The 22,163-nt window shown below is 69.9% G+C and carries 16 protein-coding genes and 2 pseudogenes; 4 read left to right on the top strand and 14 right to left on the bottom strand.

What is annotated here, in order from left to right:
• Window positions 1-146: 146 nt before the first annotated feature.
• From OG982_RS28280 to OG982_RS28270, 3 genes are read right to left on the bottom strand one after another with little or no spacing between them, the layout of a single operon-like run.
• Window positions 147-1,505 carry a hypothetical protein gene (locus OG982_RS28280; RefSeq protein ID WP_266949664.1) on the bottom strand — a complete coding sequence of 453 codons (1,359 nt, stop codon included), beginning with the start codon at window positions 1,503-1,505 and terminating at the stop codon, window positions 147-149.
• On the bottom strand, window positions 1,492-2,751 hold the full coding sequence (locus OG982_RS28275) for an aminotransferase class I/II-fold pyridoxal phosphate-dependent enzyme (protein WP_266949663.1): 1,260 nt from the start codon (window positions 2,749-2,751) through the stop codon (window positions 1,492-1,494). Before OG982_RS28275 ends, OG982_RS28280 begins: the two co-directional genes overlap by 14 nt.
• Complete coding sequence (locus OG982_RS28270; RefSeq protein ID WP_266782012.1) at window positions 2,751-3,617, bottom strand: cupin-like domain-containing protein; 867 nt, start codon at window positions 3,615-3,617, stop codon at window positions 2,751-2,753. Before OG982_RS28270 ends, OG982_RS28275 begins: the two co-directional genes overlap by 1 nt.
• Window positions 3,618-4,024: 407 nt before the next feature.
• Here OG982_RS28270 and OG982_RS28265 point away from each other — a divergent pair, with 407 nt between their 5' ends.
• The 3 genes and pseudogenes from OG982_RS28265 to OG982_RS28255 form a co-directional block, all read left to right on the top strand.
• Entirely contained in the window at window positions 4,025-5,305 is a 1,281-nt protein-coding gene (locus OG982_RS28265) for an MFS transporter (protein WP_266782014.1), read from the top strand.
• A gap of 112 nt (window positions 5,306-5,417) precedes the next feature.
• The gene (locus tag OG982_RS28260) at window positions 5,418-6,806 is read left to right on the top strand and encodes a hypothetical protein (RefSeq protein ID WP_266782017.1); all 1,389 of its coding nucleotides are present in this window, start codon (window positions 5,418-5,420) and stop codon (window positions 6,804-6,806) included.
• 13 nt (window positions 6,807-6,819) lie between these two features.
• Window positions 6,820-7,176, top strand: a pseudogene (locus OG982_RS28255) (DUF4232 domain-containing protein); the annotation flags it as partial.
• Window positions 7,177-7,189: 13 nt separating this feature from the next.
• Here OG982_RS28255 and OG982_RS28250 read toward each other — a convergent pair.
• The 3 genes from OG982_RS28250 to OG982_RS28240 form a co-directional block, all read right to left on the bottom strand.
• Window positions 7,190-8,521, bottom strand: coding sequence for a sugar ABC transporter substrate-binding protein (locus OG982_RS28250; RefSeq protein ID WP_266949661.1), 1,332 nt, complete (start codon window positions 8,519-8,521; stop codon window positions 7,190-7,192).
• A 64-nt stretch (window positions 8,522-8,585) separates the two neighbouring features.
• Window positions 8,586-9,593, bottom strand: a complete 1,008-nt coding sequence (locus tag OG982_RS28245) for a carbohydrate ABC transporter permease (RefSeq protein ID WP_266949660.1) — start codon at window positions 9,591-9,593, stop codon at window positions 8,586-8,588.
• 4 nt (window positions 9,594-9,597) lie between these two features.
• On the bottom strand, window positions 9,598-10,524 hold the full coding sequence (locus OG982_RS28240; RefSeq protein WP_266782023.1) for a carbohydrate ABC transporter permease: 927 nt from the start codon (window positions 10,522-10,524) through the stop codon (window positions 9,598-9,600).
• Between the two features lie 491 nt (window positions 10,525-11,015).
• Between OG982_RS28240 and OG982_RS28235 the strand changes: the two genes are divergently transcribed.
• Window positions 11,016-12,470 (top strand): RICIN domain-containing protein, encoded by a 1,455-nt coding sequence (locus OG982_RS28235; protein ID WP_266949659.1) that lies wholly within the window; start codon window positions 11,016-11,018, stop codon window positions 12,468-12,470.
• Window positions 12,471-12,559: 89 nt separating this feature from the next.
• Here the strand turns inward: OG982_RS28235 and OG982_RS28230 are convergent, their stop codons facing one another.
• From OG982_RS28230 to OG982_RS28195, 8 genes and pseudogenes are all read right to left on the bottom strand, one after another.
• Window positions 12,560-14,323: a glycoside hydrolase family 35 protein gene (locus OG982_RS28230; protein ID WP_266949658.1), complete on the bottom strand. Its 1,764-nt coding sequence runs from the start codon at window positions 14,321-14,323 to the stop codon at window positions 12,560-12,562.
• Between the two features lie 116 nt (window positions 14,324-14,439).
• Window positions 14,440-15,246 carry a DeoR/GlpR family DNA-binding transcription regulator gene (locus tag OG982_RS28225; protein WP_266782028.1) on the bottom strand — a complete coding sequence of 269 codons (807 nt, stop codon included), beginning with the start codon at window positions 15,244-15,246 and terminating at the stop codon, window positions 14,440-14,442.
• 143 nt (window positions 15,247-15,389) lie between these two features.
• Window positions 15,390-16,523 (bottom strand): galactokinase, encoded by a 1,134-nt coding sequence (gene galK, locus OG982_RS28220; protein WP_266949657.1) that lies wholly within the window; start codon window positions 16,521-16,523, stop codon window positions 15,390-15,392.
• Window positions 16,520-16,831 (bottom strand): annotated as a pseudogene (locus tag OG982_RS28215) (UDP-glucose 4-epimerase GalE); the annotation flags it as partial. The gene galK and the pseudogene OG982_RS28215, both read right to left, overlap by 4 nt.
• Window positions 16,832-16,848: 17 nt before the next feature.
• Complete coding sequence (galT, locus tag OG982_RS28210; RefSeq protein ID WP_266949655.1) at window positions 16,849-17,898, bottom strand: galactose-1-phosphate uridylyltransferase; 1,050 nt, start codon at window positions 17,896-17,898, stop codon at window positions 16,849-16,851.
• Window positions 17,899-18,424: 526 nt separating this feature from the next.
• The gene (locus OG982_RS28205; RefSeq protein WP_266782035.1) at window positions 18,425-19,234 is read right to left on the bottom strand and encodes a DeoR/GlpR family DNA-binding transcription regulator; all 810 of its coding nucleotides are present in this window, start codon (window positions 19,232-19,234) and stop codon (window positions 18,425-18,427) included.
• Window positions 19,235-19,489: 255 nt separating this feature from the next.
• Window positions 19,490-20,521: an ABC transporter permease gene (locus tag OG982_RS28200; protein ID WP_266782037.1), complete on the bottom strand. Its 1,032-nt coding sequence runs from the start codon at window positions 20,519-20,521 to the stop codon at window positions 19,490-19,492.
• Entirely contained in the window at window positions 20,518-22,107 is a 1,590-nt protein-coding gene (locus tag OG982_RS28195) for a sugar ABC transporter ATP-binding protein (protein ID WP_266949654.1), read from the bottom strand. Before OG982_RS28195 ends, OG982_RS28200 begins: the two co-directional genes overlap by 4 nt.
• Window positions 22,108-22,163: the final 56 nt, after the last annotated feature.

The following is a 22,163-nucleotide window of genomic DNA, read 5'->3' as shown; positions in this document are numbered from 1 at the left end:
TGCGGCACCTCCGAGGCAGCCGTGCTCCGCCGTGTGCGGTTGCCGACCGATTCTGCGCCGTGGCCCGGGTCTTGCGGCAAGCCCCCCAGCGCGCTATAAGTTGAGAGTGGCAAGGAGAGGGCTCTCCTTGCCTTTCTCTTTTGCCGTCAGATGGCCACCATCACGTTGTCGGAGCTGCTCGTCCCTCCTCGGACGCTGACGATCCCGGCGGAACCGTCGCCGAAGAACCGGCAGAACAACCCGGCCGGGCGACCGCCGAACACCAGGGGGCCGAGGACCGGGGCGACATCGGCGTCGTACGGCTCGTCGGAACCGTCGGCGATCAGCGCGACCCGGCAGGTCTGCGGCTCCACGAAGGCCTGCACCACGCTGGTGCCGCCGTCGACGGCGTCACCGACGGCCGACTCCCACCCGGCCTGGTCGACCTCGCGGCCGATGACCACCTGCTTCCCGCTCTCCCCCAGGCCCGCCTTGAGCACCAGCAGCTCCCGGTTCGCCAGTACGAACGGGAGCAGGTCGACCTGGCGGCCCTCGCGGTCGGTCTTGCGGTCCGAGAGGATCCGCGTCCACGGCAAGTACCGCTCGACGAGCCGGCGGTCGGCATCGGTCATCCAGGGCCGCCCTTCCGACAGCAGCCCCATGGTCAGCTTGCTGTGCAGGAAGGTCGACGTCTGGGTGCCCACCAGCAGGCAGCCGTTGTCCAGGGCGTCCTGGACCGGTGCGGTGTCGAGGCCCACTTCGAGCCAGTCCGGGATGGTGAAGTTCCGCAGTCCGATCGGATGACGCAGATGCGGGGCGCAGTCCCACGCCTCGGGCAGCTCCTCAGGCTCGAAGAAGCGTGCCGTCAGGCCGTGGCTGTTGTAGTACTCGGCCTCCATCTCGAAGTACCGCCGCTCCACTCCGATCACCCGGGCACTGCCGACGACGGCAACCCGCGGTGCCACCGCCAGCTCCGCGCTGAGCGACCGGAACATCTGCGCGCGCACGGCGAACGGGCTCGGGGAGTGGAACGGGGTCCGGCCCTCCTCGTCGGCATGGAGCCCGCGCCACACCGCCAGCCGGCTCTGCGTCTCCACCACGCCGCCGAGCGCGCCGCTGACGTTGAACTCCAGGAACTGCGGCCCGTTCGGCCCGATGACCAGATCCGGACGGACCACGGAGTCGCAGTACCGCTCCTCGATGAACGGGTCGCGCACCCAGAGCCGGTCCTCGGTGGCCGGCATGTCGTAGGCCGTCAGCCTGTCGGCGGTGGTGGGGCCGCTCTCCAGGGCGGTACGGCGCAACAGCTCGACCAGCGCGACGCTCACCCGGAAGATCTCGGCGTAGGACGCGCGCGGGATCGCCATCGGCGCCGCGGGAAGCAGCCGCTGGTAGGGCCAGCCGGTGTCCCGGAGCTCGTGCCGCAGCATCTGTCGGATCGTGTCCGCCGGCGCGGCGGGCCGCAGCCGGTGACGGCCGAACCACGGGTGCCCGTTTCCCGTGCCGAGGTCCTCATGCGTGTCCATCCGACACTCCCTCCCTTGTTGTCGCCGGGCGCGCCCCGGCCTTGACCAGCGCGGAGCAGAGCCGCTTGATCTGCTCCTCGGTCTGGCCGGCCCGCAGCATCACTCGCAGTCCGGCGGTGCCGCGGGCGACGATCGGGAAGAACACCGGCGAGGTGTAGAAGCCGGCCGCGAAGACCTGCTTGGCGCCGTCGACGACCGTCTCGTCGGTCATCGGCACCACCCGGATCGGGTACGTGCTGCCGGACTGCTCGGTCGCCACCAGCGAGTCGAACAGCGCGATGTTGGACCGCAGGCGCCCCTGCAGCCGGGTGAGTTCCTCGGTGCGGTGGATCTCGGCGGAGGCGAGGGCCGCACCGACCGCGGCGGCGTTCATCTTCTGCGAGTAGCCCAGCGGGCCCGCGAACCGTTCGATGAGCCGCCGCGTCTGCTCGGGGTAGCCGTCGAGCAGGATCGCCGTGCCGCCGGCTCCGAAACCCTTGCTCAGGGTCGCCACGGTGATGGTCCGCTCGTCCAGCACCGGGGAGTGCGAGCGTACGTAGCCGATGCCGCGCTCACCGTAGGCGGACAGCGAGTGCGAGTCGTCGTAGAAGACCAGGAGGTTGTACTTCTCCTGGAGTTCGGCCAACTCCTCGACGGGCGCGTAGCCGCCGAGGCTGTCCGAGCCGTCCACCACGTAGCAGACGCGTTCGTAGGTGCGGCACATGTCCTTGAGGAAGTCGAGGTCGTGGTGGCGGCAGCTCACGACCTCGGTCTCGTCGGCGCAGCTCGGTTTGGCATTGGCCATCGAGACATGGGCGTTCTTGTCGAAGACCATCAGCGGCCGGGTGCCGTTGCCGAGGTGCCCCGAGGCGATCACGGGAAGCAGGCCGGTGCTGGCCGCCGCGGTGGAGATCGCGCTGATCACCATCGCGCCGAACAGCTCGCCCAGCGACTCCTCCAGCTCCAGCAGCACCGGAGTCTGGACACGGGTGCGGGGGATGCAGTGGTCCAGCACGCCGAAGCGGCGCAGTGACGCGACCGCACCGTCGATGACCTTGGGGTGGGTGTCGAGGTCCAGGTAGGAGCAGACCGTGAAGTTGACGAACTCGTGTCCGTCGGGCATGTGGAACACGCCGTCCTCGAGGTCGCCGACTATGCCGGCGACCCCTTGCTCGTAGGACGTGTTCCAGAAGGCGTTGCCGACCCCGATCAGCCGGTCGTTGTTGCGGTACCGGTGGGTCGGGGTGATGGTCTTGCGCTCGCTCATCAGGAGTTCACCTCGGTGGGCTGGTAGCTGTAGACGCCCTTGGCCCTCCGGTAGGCGTACGTGTACAGCGCGACGCCGAGCACGTGCGGCCTGCGGAGGATCTTCTTGGACTTGAGCCAGAAATTGACGTTGATGTTCATCTCGTCCAGCGACTCGGCCTGGTGCCACCAGCCGAGCGGCAGGTAGAGCATGTGACCCGGCTCAAGGACGAAGTCACGGCGCTGGGCGAGCTTCGCCGCGATCCTCGGGTAGCGCAACAGGTCGGCGTCGTCGAGGTCGACCACCTCGGACTTGTCCCCGAACCCGCGCAGTACGGACCTCGGGTAGTAGGCCCGCACGCCGGGCGGAGCGATGATGAACCGCTTGCGTCCCTCGAGCGCGATGTTGAAGTTCTCGAACTCGTCGAAGTGGTTCTTGGTGAACACTCCGCGGTGGCTGATCCACAGGTTGGCCGCGTACAGGGATTTGCCGTAGCCGAAGAACTCCTCGGCGTCGAAGCCGACGACGGCGTTCACGTCGGCCGCATTGCCGCGGATGTTCGACACCACCCGGTGCCAGGTGTCCGCACTGGCCAAGTGCCGTTCGTCCGCGAAGAACTCGCGGAGCTTGATGTCCCGTGTCTCCCAGCGCCCCGGGTGGTTCTTGTCGCCCGGCTCGGTGAAGAGGGTGACGGTCATCTCGGCCAGGCGCGCCGCCACTTCGTCCCGGCCGAGTCCCTGCACGGTGCTCGGCAGCTTGACCACCACGGGTCGGTCGGCCTTGTACAGCCCCCGGGGGCCGACGGCCATGAATGCGTCGAACGACATGCGGGTGACCTCCACGCCCGCCGTCCCGTTCGCATCGGATACACCGTCCGGTACTGCCATGTCGTTTCTCCACCCTCTGAAAGGCCGGATCACATGCCCCATCGGCCGTCGGTCCTGTGGACGCTCAACTCCGCCGCATCGCGTCCGGTTCGAGGGCCCGCGCGCGGTCTGCCCGGAAGGCATTCAAAAGACCGAAGGACACAACCCCCGTCGGCCGCAAGCCATTTGATCATCCTCGAAGGTGCTCCTCCCGTCCACCCCGGGCGCCGGACGCGACAGGTGCACTGCCTCCCGACGGACCTGATCTTTTCCTCGACGCCGCCGCGGACGCCGACTATCCTCGGCAATCCCGGGCTCCTGACCGTACGGGCCTCGGCGAGCGACGACGGGCTGATGGGGCGTCGACAACGCGACCGCATATCGAAGGGGGAGGCAATGGACTGCCTGCTGCGCTGCCACGTGGCGTCATGAGCGCATCGACAACTGCCAAGGTCGGCTCGCAACAGCCGCGTCTGGGGCGTGACTTCTCCCAACTGTGGTGGTCCGCCGCCGTCTCCTCGCTCGGCGACGGGGCCACGATCGCCGCCGCCCCCCTACTGGCCACCCGGCTGACCGACGACCCCCGCCTGATCGGCGCGGCCTCGGTCGCCGTCACCGTGCCGTTCATCCTGTTCGGCATCCCGGCGGGGCTGCTGGTCGACCGCGTCGACATCCGGAAGATGATGGTGCGCGTCGACATCGCCCGCGCCGTCCTGCTCTCGGTGCTCGCCCTCGGGATCCTCGGTGGCTGGGGTGGGCTGCCACTGCTCTACGTGTGCATGTTCCTGCTCGGCGTCGGCGAAGTCCTCTCCCGCAACGCCGCCCAGGTACTCGTCCCGTTCATCACCCCGCAGGCCGGGCTCGCCACCGCCAACGCCCGCATCATGGCCGCGCAGGAGGCCGGCACCGGTTTCGTCGGCCCGCTCCTCGGCGCGCTGATGTTCGGTGTGGCGGTGGCCCTGCCGTTCGGCGTGGACGCGGCCACCTTCCTGTGCTCCGCCGTACTGGTCAGCCGCATCCGCGGCACCCGGCCGATCGAGCGCGCACCGGACAGGGCCGGCGTGATGTCGGAGATGCTGGCCGGCGCCAAGTGGCTGTTCTCCCACCACCTGTTGCGCAGCCTCGCCCTGGTGTCCTGTCTGATCAACCTGGCCGGGAACGCGATGCTCGCCGTGCTCGTGGTGTACAGCGGGAAGGAACTCCACCTCGGCCCGTTCGGGTACGGCGCCCTGCTCGCCTGCCAAGCCGTGGGAGCCGTCGTCTCCTCACGATTCGCCCCCGCCCTCACCGAACGCCTCGGCCGGGAAGGGGCGCTGGTCGCCACCGCCGCGCTGATCGCCACGAGCGAGACGATCCTGGCCGCCGTGCCCTCGGTGTACGCGGCCGGAGCGGCCCTCGCGATCTTCGCGTGCGGGACCGTGACGTGGAACGTCGTCGTGGTCGTCCTGCGGCAGACCCTGGTGCCGCAGCACCTGCTCGGGCGGGCCAACAGCGTGTACCGGCTCATCGCCTGGGGCGGACTGCCCGTCGGTGCGGCGGCCGGTGGCATCGTCGCCGCCGAGGTCGGCACCCGCGCCGTGTTCGGCATCGGGGCGGTCGCCATGGCCCTCGTCGCGGTGGCGCTCCTCATGGGCGCCCGCCGCCAGTGGATCACTCGCGCCGAGCAGAGCAGCACCGCACCGACTCCGCGACCGGCGGACACGGACTGAGCGGGCGGGCAGCCGACGCCCGGCGCCGCGTCACGCCGGCGCCGTACCGGACCAGTACCGGCCGGTACCGGACCCGTTCCCGACCCGCGTTCCGCTTCGGAAAGGACATGCAATGACGACCACGAGCCTGCCCAAGGCGCCCAGATCACGCTTGGGCCGCGCGTACGGGGAGGAGCTCGCGCGGCACGCGTCGACGGACCACCCGACGGCCGCCGCCCGGGAATCGGCCGCACTCGCGCTGGCGTACCAGGACCGGTTCCTGAACGGCCCCGCCTTCCTCAGCGAGACCGAGCGCCGGACGGTCGTCGCAGACCTCCACGCGGTCTACGAGCTGCTGCGCTCGCTGCCGGAGCGGCTGTTCGACGGCAGCCTCACAGCGCTGGCGTCGACAGTCGGCATGGATCCCCTGCAATCCGCGCTGATCACGCGCAGCGCCCGGACCGGGTCACTCCTCCCGCTGGGGCGGGCCGACCTCTATCACGACGGCACGGAGTTCAAACTCCTCGAATTCAACATCACCAGCGCGCTCGGCGGCTTCGAGAACGCGGACATCAACCGGGCGATGCTGGCGTACCCGCCGCTCGACGGGTTCGTACGCCGGCACGGGCTCCGCTACCAGGACACGCTGGGCCACATGGTGCGGACCATGTACGCCGAGTGCGCCGCGACCATCCCCGCCGGCCGGGCACCCGTCGTCGCCGTGGTGGACACGGTGGAGAACTTCGCCGTCGTAGGGCCCCGGTTGCAGGTGTTCGCCGCGAAGCTGGCCGACTACGGAGTCGAGGGGATCGCCTGCGACCTCGGCGAGTTCACGTACCCGAACGGCCGTCCAACGGTCTCGGGCCGGGCCGTCGACGTCGTCTTCCGGTACTTCCTGCCCGAGGACCTCACCGATCCCGCGTCCGCGGCCCAGCTGGAGCCGTTGCTGGTCGCGGTCGAGCAAGGCAGAGCAGGACTGTTCAGCCGGCTGGACGCCGAGCTGTACGGCAACAAGGGCACCCTGGCGATGCTCTCCGACGAGCGGCACCGTGCCCTGTTCGACGCCGCCGAACTGGCGTGCGTCGACCGGCTCCTGCCGTGGACGCGGTACGTACGCCCACGCGTCACGGACCCGGGTGGCTCCCAGGTCGACGTGCTCGCCCACGCCCTGGCCCACCAGCACGAGCTGATCCTGAAGCCGACGCTGCTGCACGGCGGCAAGGGAATCACCGCCGGCTGGAAGGCCGACCCGACGGAGTGGGAGCACGAGGTCACCTCGGCGATGAACGGCCCGTTCGTGCTCCAGCGCCGGGTACGTCCCGCCTCCGAGCCGTTTCCCGACAGCGCCGGCGGCTCGCAGGAACTCTTCCTCAACTGGGGCATCTACCTGGGCGCACGCAGCGCCGACGACGACGGCTACGCCGGAGGCTTCGTACGGGGCAGCACCGATCCGGCCGTGGGGGTCGTCAGCATGGGCAGCGGTGCCACGGTCGGCTGCGTCTTCCACGGCGGCGACTGCTGACACCCGCCCTGCCGCCGGGGCGGGCTCCACCGAGAACGGCAAGGCCGGCAAGTGCCGCACCGACGACCTGGAGATCACGGCGATCGACAGCACCATCGGCAACGCGGGGCCGCTCTCCGCGAAGCGCAGCGGCGAGCACCCCGGCCCGGCCGTCCTGAAGAAGGGGGCGGCGGTCTCCTTCGGCGTCAACTGCCCGCTCAACACCTCGGGCGGCTCCGGCGTCCGCATCACGGGGCTGGTGGTGACCCCGCCGGACGAGACGAAGTCGGTCACCCTCACCTGGCCGGGCGCCGCCACCCTGCCCGTCACGGACGGCAGCGGCTCCCCGGTCAAGGTCGGCCCGATCGGAAGCGCCGGCCAGGGCGGCTGACCGCCTGTGCTCGCTATTCGGCGACGGTGAACCCTTGGTCCGTGCCGTACTTGGCGCTTGTGGCCCGCCAGGCCTCCAGCCCCTGGGTCAGGGTCGTCGAGGAGACGTACGCCTTGCCGACGGTGTCGTTGAAGACGGAGTTCGCGTACACCTGGTACGGCAGGTACGACCAGCCCGCGCCGACGTCACGGGCCGCGTCGGCCAGGATCCGGTTGGCCTGCTGGCCCCCGAAGTAGGGGAACGGCGTGTCCAGGAAGGCCGACGATTCCAGGTCGGCCCGCGTGGCGGGGAAGGCGCCCTCAAAGACGCGGGCCGTGGCGCCGGCCCCCGTGGTCGCGTACTCGATGAAGGCGTAGGCCAGCGCCTTGTTCTTCGACGCCTTCGGCACGGCGAGGGAGCTGCCCCCGTTCTCCGCACCCGCCTTGGCCCCCTTGGTCCACTGCGGGAGGGGTGCCACGCGCCAGTCCCCCGACGCGGCGGGTGCACCCGAGGCGAAGTTGGCGGGCATCCAGCCGCCTGTGGACAGGGTGGCGATGCTGCCGTCCGACAGACCCTTGTACCACTCGTCGCTCCAGGAGGTGACCGGCGCGAGCAGTCGCTCGTCGATGAGCTTCTGCCAGGTACCCGTGTACCGGGCCGTGCCGGTGTCACCGAAGTCGATGCCGATCTCGGTGCCCTCCACCTTGTACGGGCGTCCGCCCGCCTGCCAGATCAGGCTGGTCGTGGCGCCGGCGTCCCCGGTGTCGTTCGTGATGTAGAGCTTCGGGTCCGCCTTGTGCAGGGCGCGCGCCGCTTCGACGTACTCGTCCCAGGTGGTGGGGACGGCGATGCCGTGCCGGTCGAAGACCTTCTTGTTGTAGAACAGCGCCATGGGGCCGGAGTCCATGGGGAGGGCGTAGATCCCCTTGCCGTACTTGACGGCGCTCCAAGGACCGGTGGTGAAGGCCTGGTCATGGGCGGATGCGCCGTAGGGGGAGAGCTCCTCCAAGGATTTGCCGATGGCGAACTGGCCGACGGCGTAGTACTCGACCTGGGCCACGTCCGGGGCTCCCGAGCCGGCTGCGACGGCGTTCTGCAGCGCGGTGTACTGCTTGTCGCCCGTGCCCGCGTTGACGAGCTCGATGTCCACCTTCGGATACTTCTTCTCGAACTCGGCGGCCACCTTCTTCAGCGTGGGCTCCCACGCCCACACCGTCACCTTGCCTCCGGCTTCGAGTGCTGACGCCACGTCCTTCGCGGAACCGCCGGCCCCCGGGTCCGGCGAACCGCAGGCGGTGGCGCCGAGAGCCAGGGCGCACGTCGCGGCGACGGCGGCGAAGATCCGGTGGCGGCTGTTCGTTCTCATCGGTGGTGCTCCTGATTCGGTGTGCGGACGAGGTGGGTCGGTACGAAGCACGGAGCCGGGCGTGTCACTCCTTGACGCTGCCGGCGGCCAGACCTGACTGCCAGTAGCGCTGGAGCAGGAGGAAGATGACGACGATCGGCGCGATGGTGAGCAGGGATCCGGTGATGATGAGGTCGAACACGGGCTCGCCGCCCGCGGTCCTGGCCTGGGCGCTCCACGCGTTGAGACCGAGAGTGAGCGGGTACCAGTCCGGATCCTTGATCATGATCAGCGGCAGGAAGTAGTTGTTCCAGGTCGCGACCATCGAGAAGAGCAGCACCGTGACGGTTCCCGGCATCAGCAGCGGCAGGGCGATCCTGAAAAAGATGCGCAGCTCGCCGGCGCCGTCGATGCGGGCGGCTTCGAGCAGTTCGGAAGGTACCGCTTCCGCGGTGAACACCCACATCAGGTAGAGCCCGAAGGGCGAGACCAGGGAGGGGACGATCACTGCCCAGGGGGTGTTGGCCAGGCCCATGCCGCTGAACATCAGGAACGTGGGGACGGCGAGGGCCGTGCCGGGGACGGCCACGGCCCCGATGACGACGGCGAACACGGCTCGGCGGCCCGGGAACTCGTACACGGCCAGTGCGTATCCGCCGAGCACGGCGAGCAGCGTCGCACCGCCCGCGCCGGCCGCGACGTACAGCAGTGTGTTCAGCGTCCAGCGGACGAAGGCGCCGTCGTCGTAGGTCAGCGTGCGGGAGATGTTGTCCCACAGCTGGAAGTCCCTGCCGAGCCACAGACCGAAGGAGTCGAGGAGGTCCTCCTGGTCCTTGGTCGCGTTGACGGCCAACCACACGAGAGGCAGCAGGGTGTACACGAGGACCAGCCCGGTGACCAGGGTCAGCGGGATGCTGGGCTTGGGGTCGATCGGGGTGTGGGGCCGTCGGCGGCGGCGCGGCGCAGCCGCGCAGGGCGGTTCGGCGGCCGGGGGCCTGCGTGATCCGGCGGTGGCGGCGCTGCTCGAGTCCGCGCCGGAGTGGGCGGTGCGCTCCCTCGTGTCCGAGGAGACACCGGCGGGGTCCGTGATCATGTGCTCAGCCCTTCCGCATGCCGCGGAGCTGGACCGCGTAGGCGATGACCGCGGTGAGGACGCCCATCACGATGGCGATGGTCGCCGCGTAGTTGTGCTGCTGCCCGGAGAAGGCCAGCGAGTACGTGTAGAGGTTCGGGGTGTAGTCGGTAGTGATCGCGTTGGGAGCGAGGTTCTGCATAATGTTGGGCTCGTTGAACAGCTGGAAGCTGCCGATGATCGAGAAGATCGTCGCGATGACCACCGCGCTGCGGATGGCCGGGAGTTTGATCGCGGTGACGATGCGCCACTCCCCGGCGCCGTCGATGGCGGCCGCCTCGTAGAGGGAGCGCGGGACCACCTTGAGGGCGGCATAGAAGATCAAGGTGTTGTAGCCGACGAACTCCCAGGTCACTACGTTGCCTATGGAGGCGAGCACCCATGAGGGCGAGAGCGGATCCGGCAGGGCCAGGCCGAACGCGTCGTTCAGGTTGCCCACCAGGCCGAACCTGGTGCCGTAGATGAACCCCCACATCAGGCTGGCCACCACGGCCGGTACGGCGTAGGGCAGGAAGACGGCCACCCTGAAGAAGGCCTTGCCGTACAGCCGGCCGCTGTCGATGGCGAGCGCGACGAGCAACGCGATCCCCAGCATGAGAGGCACCTGGACGAGCAGGAACAGCCCGACCCGGGCCGATCCCTCCCAGAACCGCGCATCGGTCAGCGCTTGGGCATAGTTGTCCGCGCCGACGAAGGAGGTGCCGCCGATGAGCCGATCGCGCATCAGGCTGAGGTAGAGCGCGTACCCGATGGGAGCCAGGAAGACGAGGGCGAACACCGCTGCGAACGGTCCGGCGAACCCCCAGCCGACGAGGGCGTTCCGACGTGCACGTGAACGGGAACGGGAGCGGGGTGGGGGGACTGCTTTTGCCGGTGACGGCAGGAGCGTCATGGTGGGTCCTTGTGTCAGTGACCTACAGGTCCGCGGCGGAGGGAAGAAATGACGGCCTCCGGGCCGGAATCGGCCTCATGGGCAGGACCTGATGAGAATGTTTACGTAACCATCGGTTACGCGATGGTGGCACTCCCACCTGGGAGCGTCAAGCACCTTGCGCCCGCCGGCGGAAAAATGAGCCACCGCACGACGATGTCCGCCGGGCGAGGCGTTTTCACGACCAGTCGGCCACAGGCGCCCCGCCCAACCCGGGGCGCCACACGTGGGGTTGGGCCGAGGGACCCCCAGCCGGGCCGCTTGGACGATTCGCGCCCGACTGCTTGACAGGCCCCGACGCGGCTCCCAGACTCGCAGCCAGCCGAGTGTTTACGTAAACATCACAGAGCTGGAACACCGGCTTCACCGGGGCCGGCGTCACCGCGGTTCCCGAGCCGTGGGCGCACCCGCCCGCGCACGCCCCTCCACCCGCCAGCCGTCACGAGGTACCCATGCGACGTCACCCCCCTTACCCGGCAGCCCTGTTCGCCGTGGTGGCCGCCCTCTTCGCGAGCCTCCTCGGCGGTCTCGGCACCGCCGCGGCCTCCTCCTCCCCCGTCACCGTCGTCAACGCGACGCAATTCACCGATCCCGCCGGCCGGCCCGTCCACGCCCATGGCGGAGGGGTCGTCAAGGTGGACGAGTACTACTACTGGTTCGGAGAGGACCGGAACCCCGACAACAGCTTCCGGTACGTCTCCGCCTACCGCTCCACCGACCTCAAGACGTGGGAGTTCCGCGGCCACGTCCTGTCCCAGGCCACCGACCCGGAGCTGGCCACCGCCAACATCGAGCGCCCCAAGGTGATGTACAACCGCGCCACCGGACAGTTCGTCATGTGGATGCACAAGGAGGGCAGCGCCACCGACTACAGCGAGGCCCGTGCAGCGGTGGCCGTGTCCTCCACGGTCGACGGCGAATACTCCTGGCGCGGGAGCTTCCGGCCGCTGGGACACATGTCCCGGGACATCACCACCTTCGTGGACGCCGACGGCACCGGCTACATGGTCTCCGCCGCCAACGAGAACGCGGACCTGCACGTCTACCGGCTCACCGCGGACTACACCGGCGTCGAGACCCTGGTGCAGACGTTGTGGGCCGGACAGTCGCGCGAGGCTCCGGCCCTGTTCAAGCGCGACGGCGTCTACTTCCTGGTGACGTCCGGCGCCACCGGCTGGTCCCCCAACCAGCAGAAGTACGGCACGGCGGACAGCATCACCGGCGCCTGGAGCTCGCTGCGGGACCTGGGCGACGGCAGGGCCTACGGCTCCCAGACGGCCTTCGTGCTGCCCGTGGAGGGCGCGTCCGGTACCACCACCCACCTGTACATGGGCGACCGCTGGGGCAACTCGACGGGCGGCACGGTCAACGATTCGCAGTACGTCTGGCTCCCCTTGAGGTTCCCGACCAGGACCACCCTGTCCATGGACTACTACCCTCAGATCATCATCTCCACGGAAGCCGGCACCGTGCGGGGAACCGGGGACTGGGACACCCTGACCGCCGCGCACAGCGGCAAGTGCGCCGACGCCGCGGACTGGTCGGTGGCCGAAGGCGCCGCGCTGGTCCAGTGGCCCTGCACGGCGGGGAGCGTCAACCAGCAGGTGTGGTTCCAGGGCGTGGGAGACGGCACGGTGCGGATCATGCTCCGCCACAGCGGGAAGTGTCTCGCGGTCCGGGACGCGTCCCCCGATGACGGCGCCCCCGTCGTCCAGGCCACCTGCGGCGACGCGCCCGGACAGAAGTGGAAGACGGCCCAGGCGGGCCCGACCGGCATGCGGCTCGTCGCCCGGCACAGCGGCAAGTGCGTCGATGTCGCCAACCACTCCTGGGCCGACGGCGCACGGCTCGTCCAGTGGACGTGCAACGGCGGCGACAACCAGAAGTGGCGGCGCGCGGCCGTCTGACCCGTCGTGCCTGCGCCCCGGCGCCGGTGGGGCCGTGTGAACCCACGTCGTGGGTTCACACGGCCCCGCACGGCCGCCCGGGTCGTCAGTCAGTCCTCTACGGGGCCGAGGTCGGGCGCGTCCCGGAAGGCCACCCTTCGCCGGCGTCCGGGTGCGTGCAGTTCGAGTACGACGATGTCGTTCGCGCCCCTGCGCAGCACCGGGCCGGGTACGTACAGCGAGCGCTGGGGGCCGCGGGACCAGTACCGGCCGAGGGCGAAGCCGTTGACCCAGACGCTGCCCTTCGTCCAGCCGTCGAGGTGGAGGAAGGTGTCGGCCGTCCGATCCGCGTCGAAGGTGCCGCGGTAGAAGGCCGGCCCGGTCGGCGTGGCCGGGCCGCTGGCCGGCCCGGCGCCGAACGGAAGGTCCCCGAGCGCGGTGAGCGGCAGCGGGCGGCTGGTCCATCCGTCGAGGGGGGACCCGTTCAGCAGAACGCCGCCGAGCAGCCCCTTGCGGTCGTGGATGCCCTGGCCGTAGTTCACGCGCCCCTGGTTCTCGACGAGGACGCTCAAGGCGGTGCCCGGCCGCGGGACCGCGAAAGTGAGGGAGTGCTCGTGGCCCTCCCGCTCCAGCACCCCCACGGGCTGGCCGTCGAGGAAGACCTGGGCGCGGTCGCGCACCTGCTCCAGTTCGAGCAGGGCGGGCCCGGCGTCCGGCAGCTCCGCCTCGTACAGCACGAAGCCGTAGTCCTGTCCGAGTTCCTCCATCGTCAGCGGACGGCGCGAGGCGACGGCGTCCCCGAGGACCGGCGCGGCGTCCAGCAGGCCGACGCTCTCGGTCAGCTCCACCGTCTCCAGGCTGAACTTCGCGGCACGTGCGGGCGGGAACTCCGCCGGGACCGGGGCGTACTTGGCGATGACCTTGCGGAAGGCGGCGAACTTCTCGGTCGGGTCGCCGGCCTCGTCGAGGGGGGCGTCGTAGTCGTAGGAGGTGACGGTCGGCCGGTAGGTGTGCTTGTCGTTGGCGCCGTTCATGAAGCCGAAGTTCGTGCCGCCGTGGAACATGTAGAAGTTCACGGAAGCCCCCGTCGCGAGCAGCTCGTCGAGCTCCTGGGACGCCTGCTCCGCACCGCGGACGACATGGTTTGCGCCCCATCGGTCGAACCAGCCGATCCAGAACTCCGTGCAGAGCAACGGCCCGGACGGCCGGGCGGTCCGCAGGGTCGCGAGGTGTGCCGCCGAACGGCTGCCGAAGTTCGCGGTGGCGAGCACTCCCGGCAGGGCGCCTCGTTCCAGGTCGGCCGGCTGGTCACAGGTGAAGAGCGGCACGTCGACGCCGTGGCGGTGCAGGGAGTCGGCGAGGTGCTCCAGGTAGGCGGTGTCGTCGCCGTACGCCCCGTACTCGTTCTCCACCTGTACGGCGAGCACCGGCCCGCCCCGGGTGGCGAGCCGGTCGTGCAGCGGGGGCAGGAGCCGGCCGAAGTAGTCGTCGACCGCGGCGAGGAACCGCGGGTCGCGGCTGCGGAGCCGCATGGACGGATCGGCCAGGAGCCACGAGGGCAGGCCGCCCCCCTCCCATTCCGCGCAGATGTAGGGGCCGGGCCGCAGGAGTACGTGCAGCCCCTCGGCGGCGGCGAGGTCGAGGAACCGGCGCAGGTCGAGGCCGCCGTCCATGCGGAACTCGTCGGGCCGCGGCTGGTGGAGGTTCCACGGTACGTACGTCTCCACCGTGTTGAGCCCCATGAGACGGGCCTTGTGCAGCCGGTCGCGCCAGAGGTCGGGATGGACGCGGAAGTAGTGCAGTCCGCCCGAGAGGATGCGGAAGGGATCGCCGTCTTGCCGGAATCCGTCGTCTTCGATCTGGAGAAGGGGCATGCGCGTGCTCCTCAACTGAGCAGGGATGCGCGGATCGCGCCGTAGGACTGTCGCCCTGAATGTTTGCGTAAACATTGATGACATGGCAAGTGCCCTCTCGCGTCTGCCGATCGGGGCTACGGCCGAGTGGCGCCCAGGAGCAGCTGTCCCACCGAATCCCTCAGGACGGAGCACGCCTCGGGGTCGAGGCCGTCGTCGGAGACGAAGTAGTCGATCTCCGAGAGCGCGATGAAACGGCTGAGACCCACCACACCCCATTTGGTGTGGTCCGCGACCACGGCCACCTGAGTGGCGCAGTCGATCAGCGCGCGGTTGGTCTCGGCTTCCGCGAGGTTCGGAGTGGTCGCGCCGGCGCGTTCGGACACGCCATGGGCGCCGATGATGAGCAGGTCCACCTGGAGGGAGCGGATCGCCTGGTCCGCGAGAGGTCCGACGAGAGAAGCCGATTTGGTGGGGGTGCCACCGGTCAGGAGCAGCGTGGGACCCGCGGGGCCGAGCTCGGCCCCGGTGGGCCGCAGCAGCTGGGCGACCGGCAGGGAGTTGGTCACCACCGTCAGACCCGCGACGTCCCGGAGCCGGGCGGCCACCGCGTAGGACGTCGTCCCGCCGGAGATGGCGACGACACTGCCCGGTTTCACGAGGGCGGAGGCCGCCTCGGCCACCGCCGACTTGGCCCGCGACTCCAGACCGGCTTTCGTTTCGAAGGGTGGTTCCTCTCCCGTGGTGACGGAGGCGCTGATGGCGCCCCCGTGCACCTTCGACAGGGAACCGGTGCGGGCGAGTACGTCGAGATCGCGGCGAATGGTCATGTCCGAGACGCCCAGCTGTTCCACGAGATCGGCCACCCGCACGGCGCCGTCGCGGCGCACGATGTCGAGGATGAGAGCCCTCCGCTGGGGTGCGAGGCGTGCTGACTCGGTCACGATCTCGTCCCCGTTCCTCTGCGCCGTCCGCGTGGCCGTCCGTGCGACCGTCCGTGTGCGCCGTCCGTGTGCGCCGTCAAAGTCACACGGCATTCCTCACAAACGAACAGTCTACGTCGCAGGCCTTCGAACTCAGCGCGTTCTCATGCGATGCGCCGGGCGCCGGCGGCCGGGGAGACCGGGAACAGGTGCGGAGCCTGGTACCCGGCCGCACGGAACGCGGTGGTGACGGCGGCGCCGATCACCTCCACCCGGCCCTCCTCGGCCAGCACGATGACGGACCCGCCGAAACCGCCACCGGTCATGCGCGCCCCGAGGGCTCCGTGCGCCAGGGCAGTGTCCACCACGAGGTCGCTCTCCGCACAGGAGATCCGGAAGTCGTCGCGCAGCGAGGCGTGGCCGTCCACGAGAACCGGCCCCAACGCCGCCAGGTGCCCGGCCCGAAGGTGCGAGACGGCCTCGGTGACCCGTGCGTTCTCCGTCACCACGTGCCGGACCAGGGGCACCAGGTGGGCGGGGAGCGCCCTCTCCGCCCGGGGCAGGTCCGCGGGAGTGAGGTCGCGCAGCGCCGACAGCCCGAGCAGACGGGCGGCCCGCTCGCACCCGGCCCGCAGGGCCGCGTACGCGCCGTCCCCGAGGTCGTGCTTCACACGGGTGTCGACGACCAGCAGGCTCATCCCCTGCGCCTGCGGGGCGAACGGGACCTGCTCGTGGGCGCCGGCGCGGATGTCGAGATGCAGGGCCGCACCCGCGGTGCAACAGGCGGAGGCCAACTGGTCCATGGCCCCGCACGGCACGCCGGCGAAGCCGTTCTCCGCACGCTGGCCGATCAGGGCGAGGGCGGGTGCGCTCAGATTCAACCCGTACAGGTCGTTGTAGGCGAAGGCGACCGCGCACTCCAGCGCGGCGGAGGACGATAGGCCCGCGCCGGCGGGCACGGTGCTGTCGATGTGGAGGTCGGCGCCCCCGAGCCGGTGCCCGGCCTCGCGCAGCGCCCAGACGACCCCCGCCGGATAGGCGCCCCATGTGGTGACGGCTCCGGGGGTGAGTTGGGCGACGTGGAAGTCGATGACCGGGCCGTCCCCCTGGGCGCTGTGCAGCCGCAACCGGCCGTCCTGTCGCCGCCGCGCCGCGACCAGGGTGTGCTGGGGGATGGCGATGGGCAGCGCGAAGCCGTCGTTGTAGTCGGTGTGCTCGCCGATCAGGTTGACCCGGCCGGGCGCTGCCCAGACCCCCTCCGGGTAGGCGCCGTAGACGCGCCGGAAGGCTTCCTTCATGCGGTCACCTCGCGTGCGAAGGCCCAGGCGTCGGCCACGATGGAGTCCAGGTCGGTGCGGCGGGGCCGCCAGCCCAGGCGCTCGCGCGCGCGGACCGCGGACGCGACCAGTACCGCGGGGTCGCCGGGACTGGCTGCCTCCGGGGCCGGCAGGTGGGCCTCGGCGAGGTCGGCGACGTGGATGTAGTCGCGTACGCAGGTGCCGTCGCGCGTGGGGTAGTCGTCGCCGTGGACGTCGATGTTGTCGATGTAGGGGCGTCGCCCCAGGGCCACTTGGAGAGTGAGCGGGATGAGGTGCGACTCGGGTTCGGTGACGAGGTAACTGCTCATGACGCGACCTCGCGGAGCCGCCGGGCCGCGTCTTCCGGGGCGATGTCGTTGACGAAGGAGTCCATGCCGGATTCGACCCCGGCGAGGAACTTGAGCTTGCCCGCCGACCGGCGGACCGTGAACAGCTCCAGGTGCAGCGCCAGTTCCTGCCCACCGGTCTTCGGCGCCTGGTGCCAGGCGGAGATGTAGGGCGTCGGGGCGACTTGCGCGGCCTCCCCTTCTTGTGGGAACAGCCGGTCGAACCTGCGCAGCAGCTCCAGGTACATCCGGGGGAACTCGGTGCGTTCGGCCTGCGCAAGGTGGGTGAGGTCGGGGACGCGGCGATGGGGGTAGAGGTGCACCTCGTACGGCCAGCGGGCGGCATACGGGACGAACGCCGTCCAGTGCTCCCCCGCCAGGACCACGCGCGACGTGGCGGCCCGGGCCTCGACCAGCAGGTCTTCGAAGAGGTTCCCGCCGGTGACGGACCGGTGCGTGTCGGCGACGGCGATCATCTTGGCGGTCCGCGGCGGGACGAAGGGAAAGGCGTAGACCTGCCCGTGCGGGTGCGCGAGGGTGACGCCGATCTCCGCGCCGCGGTTCTCGAAGCAGTACACCTGCTCGATGCCGGGAAGGGCCGACAGCCGCTCGGTGCGGTCCGTCCAGGCGTCGAGTACGAGCCGGGCGCGGTCCTCGGTCAGATCGGCGAAGCTCGCTCCGTGCTCGGGCGTGAAGCACACGACTTCGCAGCGCCCGACGCGCCCCGCCAGGGAGGGGAAGCGGTTCTCGAACACGGCCACGTCGTAGTCCGCCGCCGGAATCTCGCTGTGGCGCCCGTTCCCGGAGGGGCACAGGGGACACGCGTCGGTCGGCGGATGGTGGACGCGTCCCTGCCGGTGCGAGGCGATCGTGACCCAGTCGCCGGTCGCCAGGTCCAGGCGCAGCTCCGGGTGACTGTCGACGGGCTCCGGGGCACGCCGGTCGACCGTGTCGCGCTCTGCGCTCTCGTCGAGGTCGTAGTAGATCAGCTCGCGGCCGTCCGCGAGCTTCGTCCTGGTTCTCTTCACGGAAACGTGCCCGTCTCTCGGAGTACGGTACGGCGCTATGGCGGGCCATACGCCAACAAGAGTAAACAGAAAGCAACTGAAGTCAACGTTTGCTCCTGTCGGGTGCGCGACCCGCCCCGGCTTCCCTCCGGGCGCGGGCCCGACGAGGACACGGCCGAAGCCGTTGATCGCCATGAACGGAAACTTCTGGGAGAGGGACTCGAAGTCATACGAAACGGAATCAGCGGCGACCGCCGGTTCACAGAGGGGAACTGGGCGGACCCGGCCCGATAGGGGCAGCACGGAGACGGCCTTCCGGTACTGCGCCCTCAGGCGCTCGCCCGGCGGCTGAAGCCGCCCCGGCGACGATGCCGATATGCGACCAAGAGGTGTCGGCGAATGCGTTGCACCGCCGCCCCACGCTTCAAGAGGCGTGGGGCGTAATCCATTTCGGAGCGGATTTTCGCCCGCCACAATTACTTGCATCGAGCACAGAAATGCCGATTTGGTTCTGAAAGATTTCGGGGCGCCGGCGCGCCGCTTTCCCTCACGCCCCCTGGGTGTCCGCCAGGATCAGCCGGCCGACCTGCTCGCCGAGGACGGTGCGTGCCTGCTCGGCGAGTCCGTCGTCGGATACGAAGTAGTCGATCTCGGACAGGCCGGCGAACCGGCTCAGCCCGACAACGCCCCACTTGCTGTGATCGGCCACAACGGCCACCCGGGTCGCGGCGGAGATCAGGGTGCGGTTGGTCTCCGCCTCCGCGAGGTTCGGAGTGGTCACCCCGGCCCGCTCGGAAACGCCGTGCGCGCCGACGATGAGGAGGTCGACCTGGAGGGAGCGGATCGCCTGGTCCGCCAACGGCCCGACCAGGGAGGCGGACTTGGTGGGGGCGCCGCCCGTGACCAGCAGGGTCGGGGCTGCGGAGCCGTCCTCGGTCCCGAACGACCGCAGCAGCTCCGCGACGGGCAGGGAATTGGTCACCACGGTCAGGCCGGCGATGTCGCGCAGCCGGTGGGCGACGGCGTACGTGGTCGTCCCGCCGGAGATCGCCACGACGCTTCCGGGCTGCACCAGTTGGGCGGCCGCTTCGGCGACCGCGGCCTTGGCCGCCGACTTGAGGGTGGACTTGGTCTCGAACCCGGGCTCGTCGCCCGTGGTGCCGGAGGTGCTCACCGCCCCGCCGTGCACCTTCTCGACCGACCCGGCCCTCGCGAGCACGTCCAGGTCTCGGCGGATGGTCATGTCGGACACCCCGAGCTGCTCGACGAGCGCGGCAACGCGCACCGCTCCCTTGCGGCGCACGGTATCGAGGATCACTTCTCGCCGCTGGGCCGCCAGCGGTGCCGACTCCGTCACAGTCCCACCCGTTGCTCTCTAGCGAATTCCAGACGGAGATCAATTGTACACTGCACCCAATAAGCGTGGGCAAGGGGTACGCAAGGCCTGATCCGCCGAACTTTCGTACCGAAGGCCGGATTTACCGGGATGCGTATCCCATTGACCAGCCCCGGTGGCCGTCCCCACTCATTTGTCCGCGCGAGCACCTATGACGAATAGCGGCGGCGTGTGCCGAAAGCCCTTGCTCCCCTCACTACCATCGCGCCCGCCGTGTCAGTGGGGCAGTCCCACGGCCCGTTCGCCGCTGCGGCGTTGCTGGATGACGACGGCGGCGACGAGGAGGGCGCCCTGGGCCACGTTCTGCCAGAAGGTGTTGATGCCCTCGACGGTCAGTCCGTTCTCCAGCGCGCCGAGCAGCGCCACGGCCAGGAGCGTGCCGCCGATGCCGCCCTTGCCGCCCTTGAGCGCACAGCCACCCAGCGCCGCCGCCGTGATCGCCTTGAGTTCGAGGCCTTCGCTTCCCGAGACGGGCTGCCCCGAGCCGGTCCGCGCGGTCAGCAGGATGCCCGCGACCGCCGCGACCACTCCGATGAGCGCGTACACGGCCACCAGGTACTTGTTGATGTTGATACCCGCCAGGCGCGCCGCGGTGTCGTTGCCGCCGATCGCGTAGACGTTGCGGCCGATGTCCGTGTACTTCAGCATGACGTGCACCGCCAGCGCCACGACGACCAGGATCCAGATCATCACCGGTACCCCGGCGATCTTCCCCCGGCCGAGGAACACGAAGAGGGGATCGTTGAGGACGTAGCCCTGCGCGCGGCCGTGGGAGACGAGCTGGGCCACGCCCTTGTAGGCGGCCAGGCCCGCGAGCGTCGCGATGGTGGGGTTGACTCGGCCGTAGACGATGGCGACGCCGTTGACCACGCCGACGAGGATGCCTATGCCGATCGCGGCGGCCATACCGAGGTAGGGGTTGGATCCGTTGGACGTGAAGACCATGGCGCTCACGACGGACGCCAAGCCGGCCTGCGAGCCGACGGATATGTCGAGGCCACCGCAGATGATCACGACTGTCTGGACGATGGCGAGCAGCCCCGTGATCGTCACCGCCTCACCGATGACCTGGATGTTGGCGAGGCTGAGGTAGTTGTCGTTGAGGAACCCGAACAGGGCCAGGACGAGGACGAGGGCGCCGATCAGGCTGAGGTTCTGCCCGCCGAGGGAGGAGAGCAGGGCTCCTGCGGTCTTCCGCGCCGGAGCGGGCAGGTTCTCGGTGGTGGCCGGCGTCTGGGTGGTGGTCATCGAGCGTCTCCATCGGCGGAGTCGGTGAGCGTTCGGTCTGATGCGACGGGGGCGAGGTCGTCTGCCATGGCGAGGTTGAGGATGGCTTCCTCGGTGGCTTGCGACCGGCCCAGTTCGCCTGTGATGCGCCCGTTCTGCATCACGACGATCCGGTCGGCGAGGCCCAGGACCTCGGGGAGTTCGGAGGAGATCACCAGCAGGGCGACCCCCTCCCGGGCGAGGTCGGCGATGATGCGGTAGATCTCGGCCTTGGCGCCGATGTCGATCCCGCGCGTCGGTTCGTCCAGGATCAGGACCTTGGGCTTGCGCAGCAGCCAGCGGGCGAGCACGACCTTCTGCTGGTTGCCGCCCGACAGTTTGCGCACTTCGTGCTCGATCGAGGGGGTGCGCACCCGGAGCCTGTCGGAGAAGTCCTGCGCCACCGCCCTCTCCTGGCGGCTCCGGACGAAGCGCCAGCGGCGCAGCCGGTCCAGGCTCACCAGGGAGGTGTTGTCCCGGATGGAGCGGTGGAGGAACAGCGCCTGGGCCTTGCGTTCCTCGGGGGCGAATCCGATGCTCGCGCGGATGGCGTCCCTGGGGCTGCGCAGATGCAGGGGACGGCCGTTGACGGAGACACGACCCGATCGGATGGGCCGGTCGCCGGCGAGGGCGAGGGCCAGCTCGGACCGTCCGGCACCCATGAGTCCGGCCAGGGCGACCACTTCTCCGGCACGGACGTGGAGGTCGATACCGCTGACGTCGTCCGTGGTGACGCCCTCCAGCTGGAGGACCACCTCGTCGCGGACGGCCTCCTGTCGTACGAACAGGGAGGACAGATCACGGCCCACCATCAGGCGGACGACCTCCCCCTCGTTGGTGTCGCGGGCTTCCAGCACGCCGGCGACCGTGCCGTCGCGCAGGACGGCGATGCGGTCGGCGAGGCGGAAGATCTCCTTCATGCGGTGGGAGACGTAGATGACGGCGATGCCCTGGTCCCGGAGCCGGTCGATCAGGCCGAAGAGCGCTTCGACCTCGTTCTCGGAGAGGGAGGAGGTGGGCTCGTCGAAGGCCATGACCTTGGCGTCACCGGTCAGCGCCCGCAGGATCTCCACCAACTGGCGTTGTGCGGGAGTGAGTTCGGATCCCAGCTGATCGGGGTGGATGACCTTCTCGAAGCCGAGCCGGGCCAGGTCCGCGGTGATGCGGCGGCGCAGCTCTGCCCGGTCGAGGCGGCGCAGGGCGGTGCGCGGCAGGGCCCCCGCGTACACGTTCTCGGCGACCGAGACGTGCGGGATGATCTCGGGCTCCTGCGGGATGATGCGGATCCCGGCCTTGTGGGCGTCGTGCGGTGACGACAGGGTCCGCGGACGCCCGTCCCAGAGGATGCTCCCCTCGGTGGGCTGATGGTCACCGGTGAGGATCTTCAGCAGGGTCGACTTGCCCGCGCCGTTCTCCCCCATGAGGGCGGTCACTCGGCCCCGGGGGAAGGTGAGCGTGACGCCGCTGAGCGCCTGCACCGCGCCGAACCGTTTGGTGATGTTCTCGACGGAGATCTCTTCGCCGGGATCCTGGGCGGGGGCGGGTGGCTCTGTGCCGGCTGTGGTCATGGGGGCCTCGCAAGCTGGGGTTACGTGGGGCGTTCGCGCCGGCGACGCTGCTGGTC

The organism is Streptomyces sp. NBC_01551, from assembly GCF_026339935.1.
Taxonomy (GTDB): domain Bacteria; phylum Actinomycetota; class Actinomycetes; order Streptomycetales; family Streptomycetaceae; genus Streptomyces.
The sequence above is the reverse complement of the archived record's forward strand: the minus strand, read 5'-3'. Positions and strand labels throughout refer to the sequence as shown.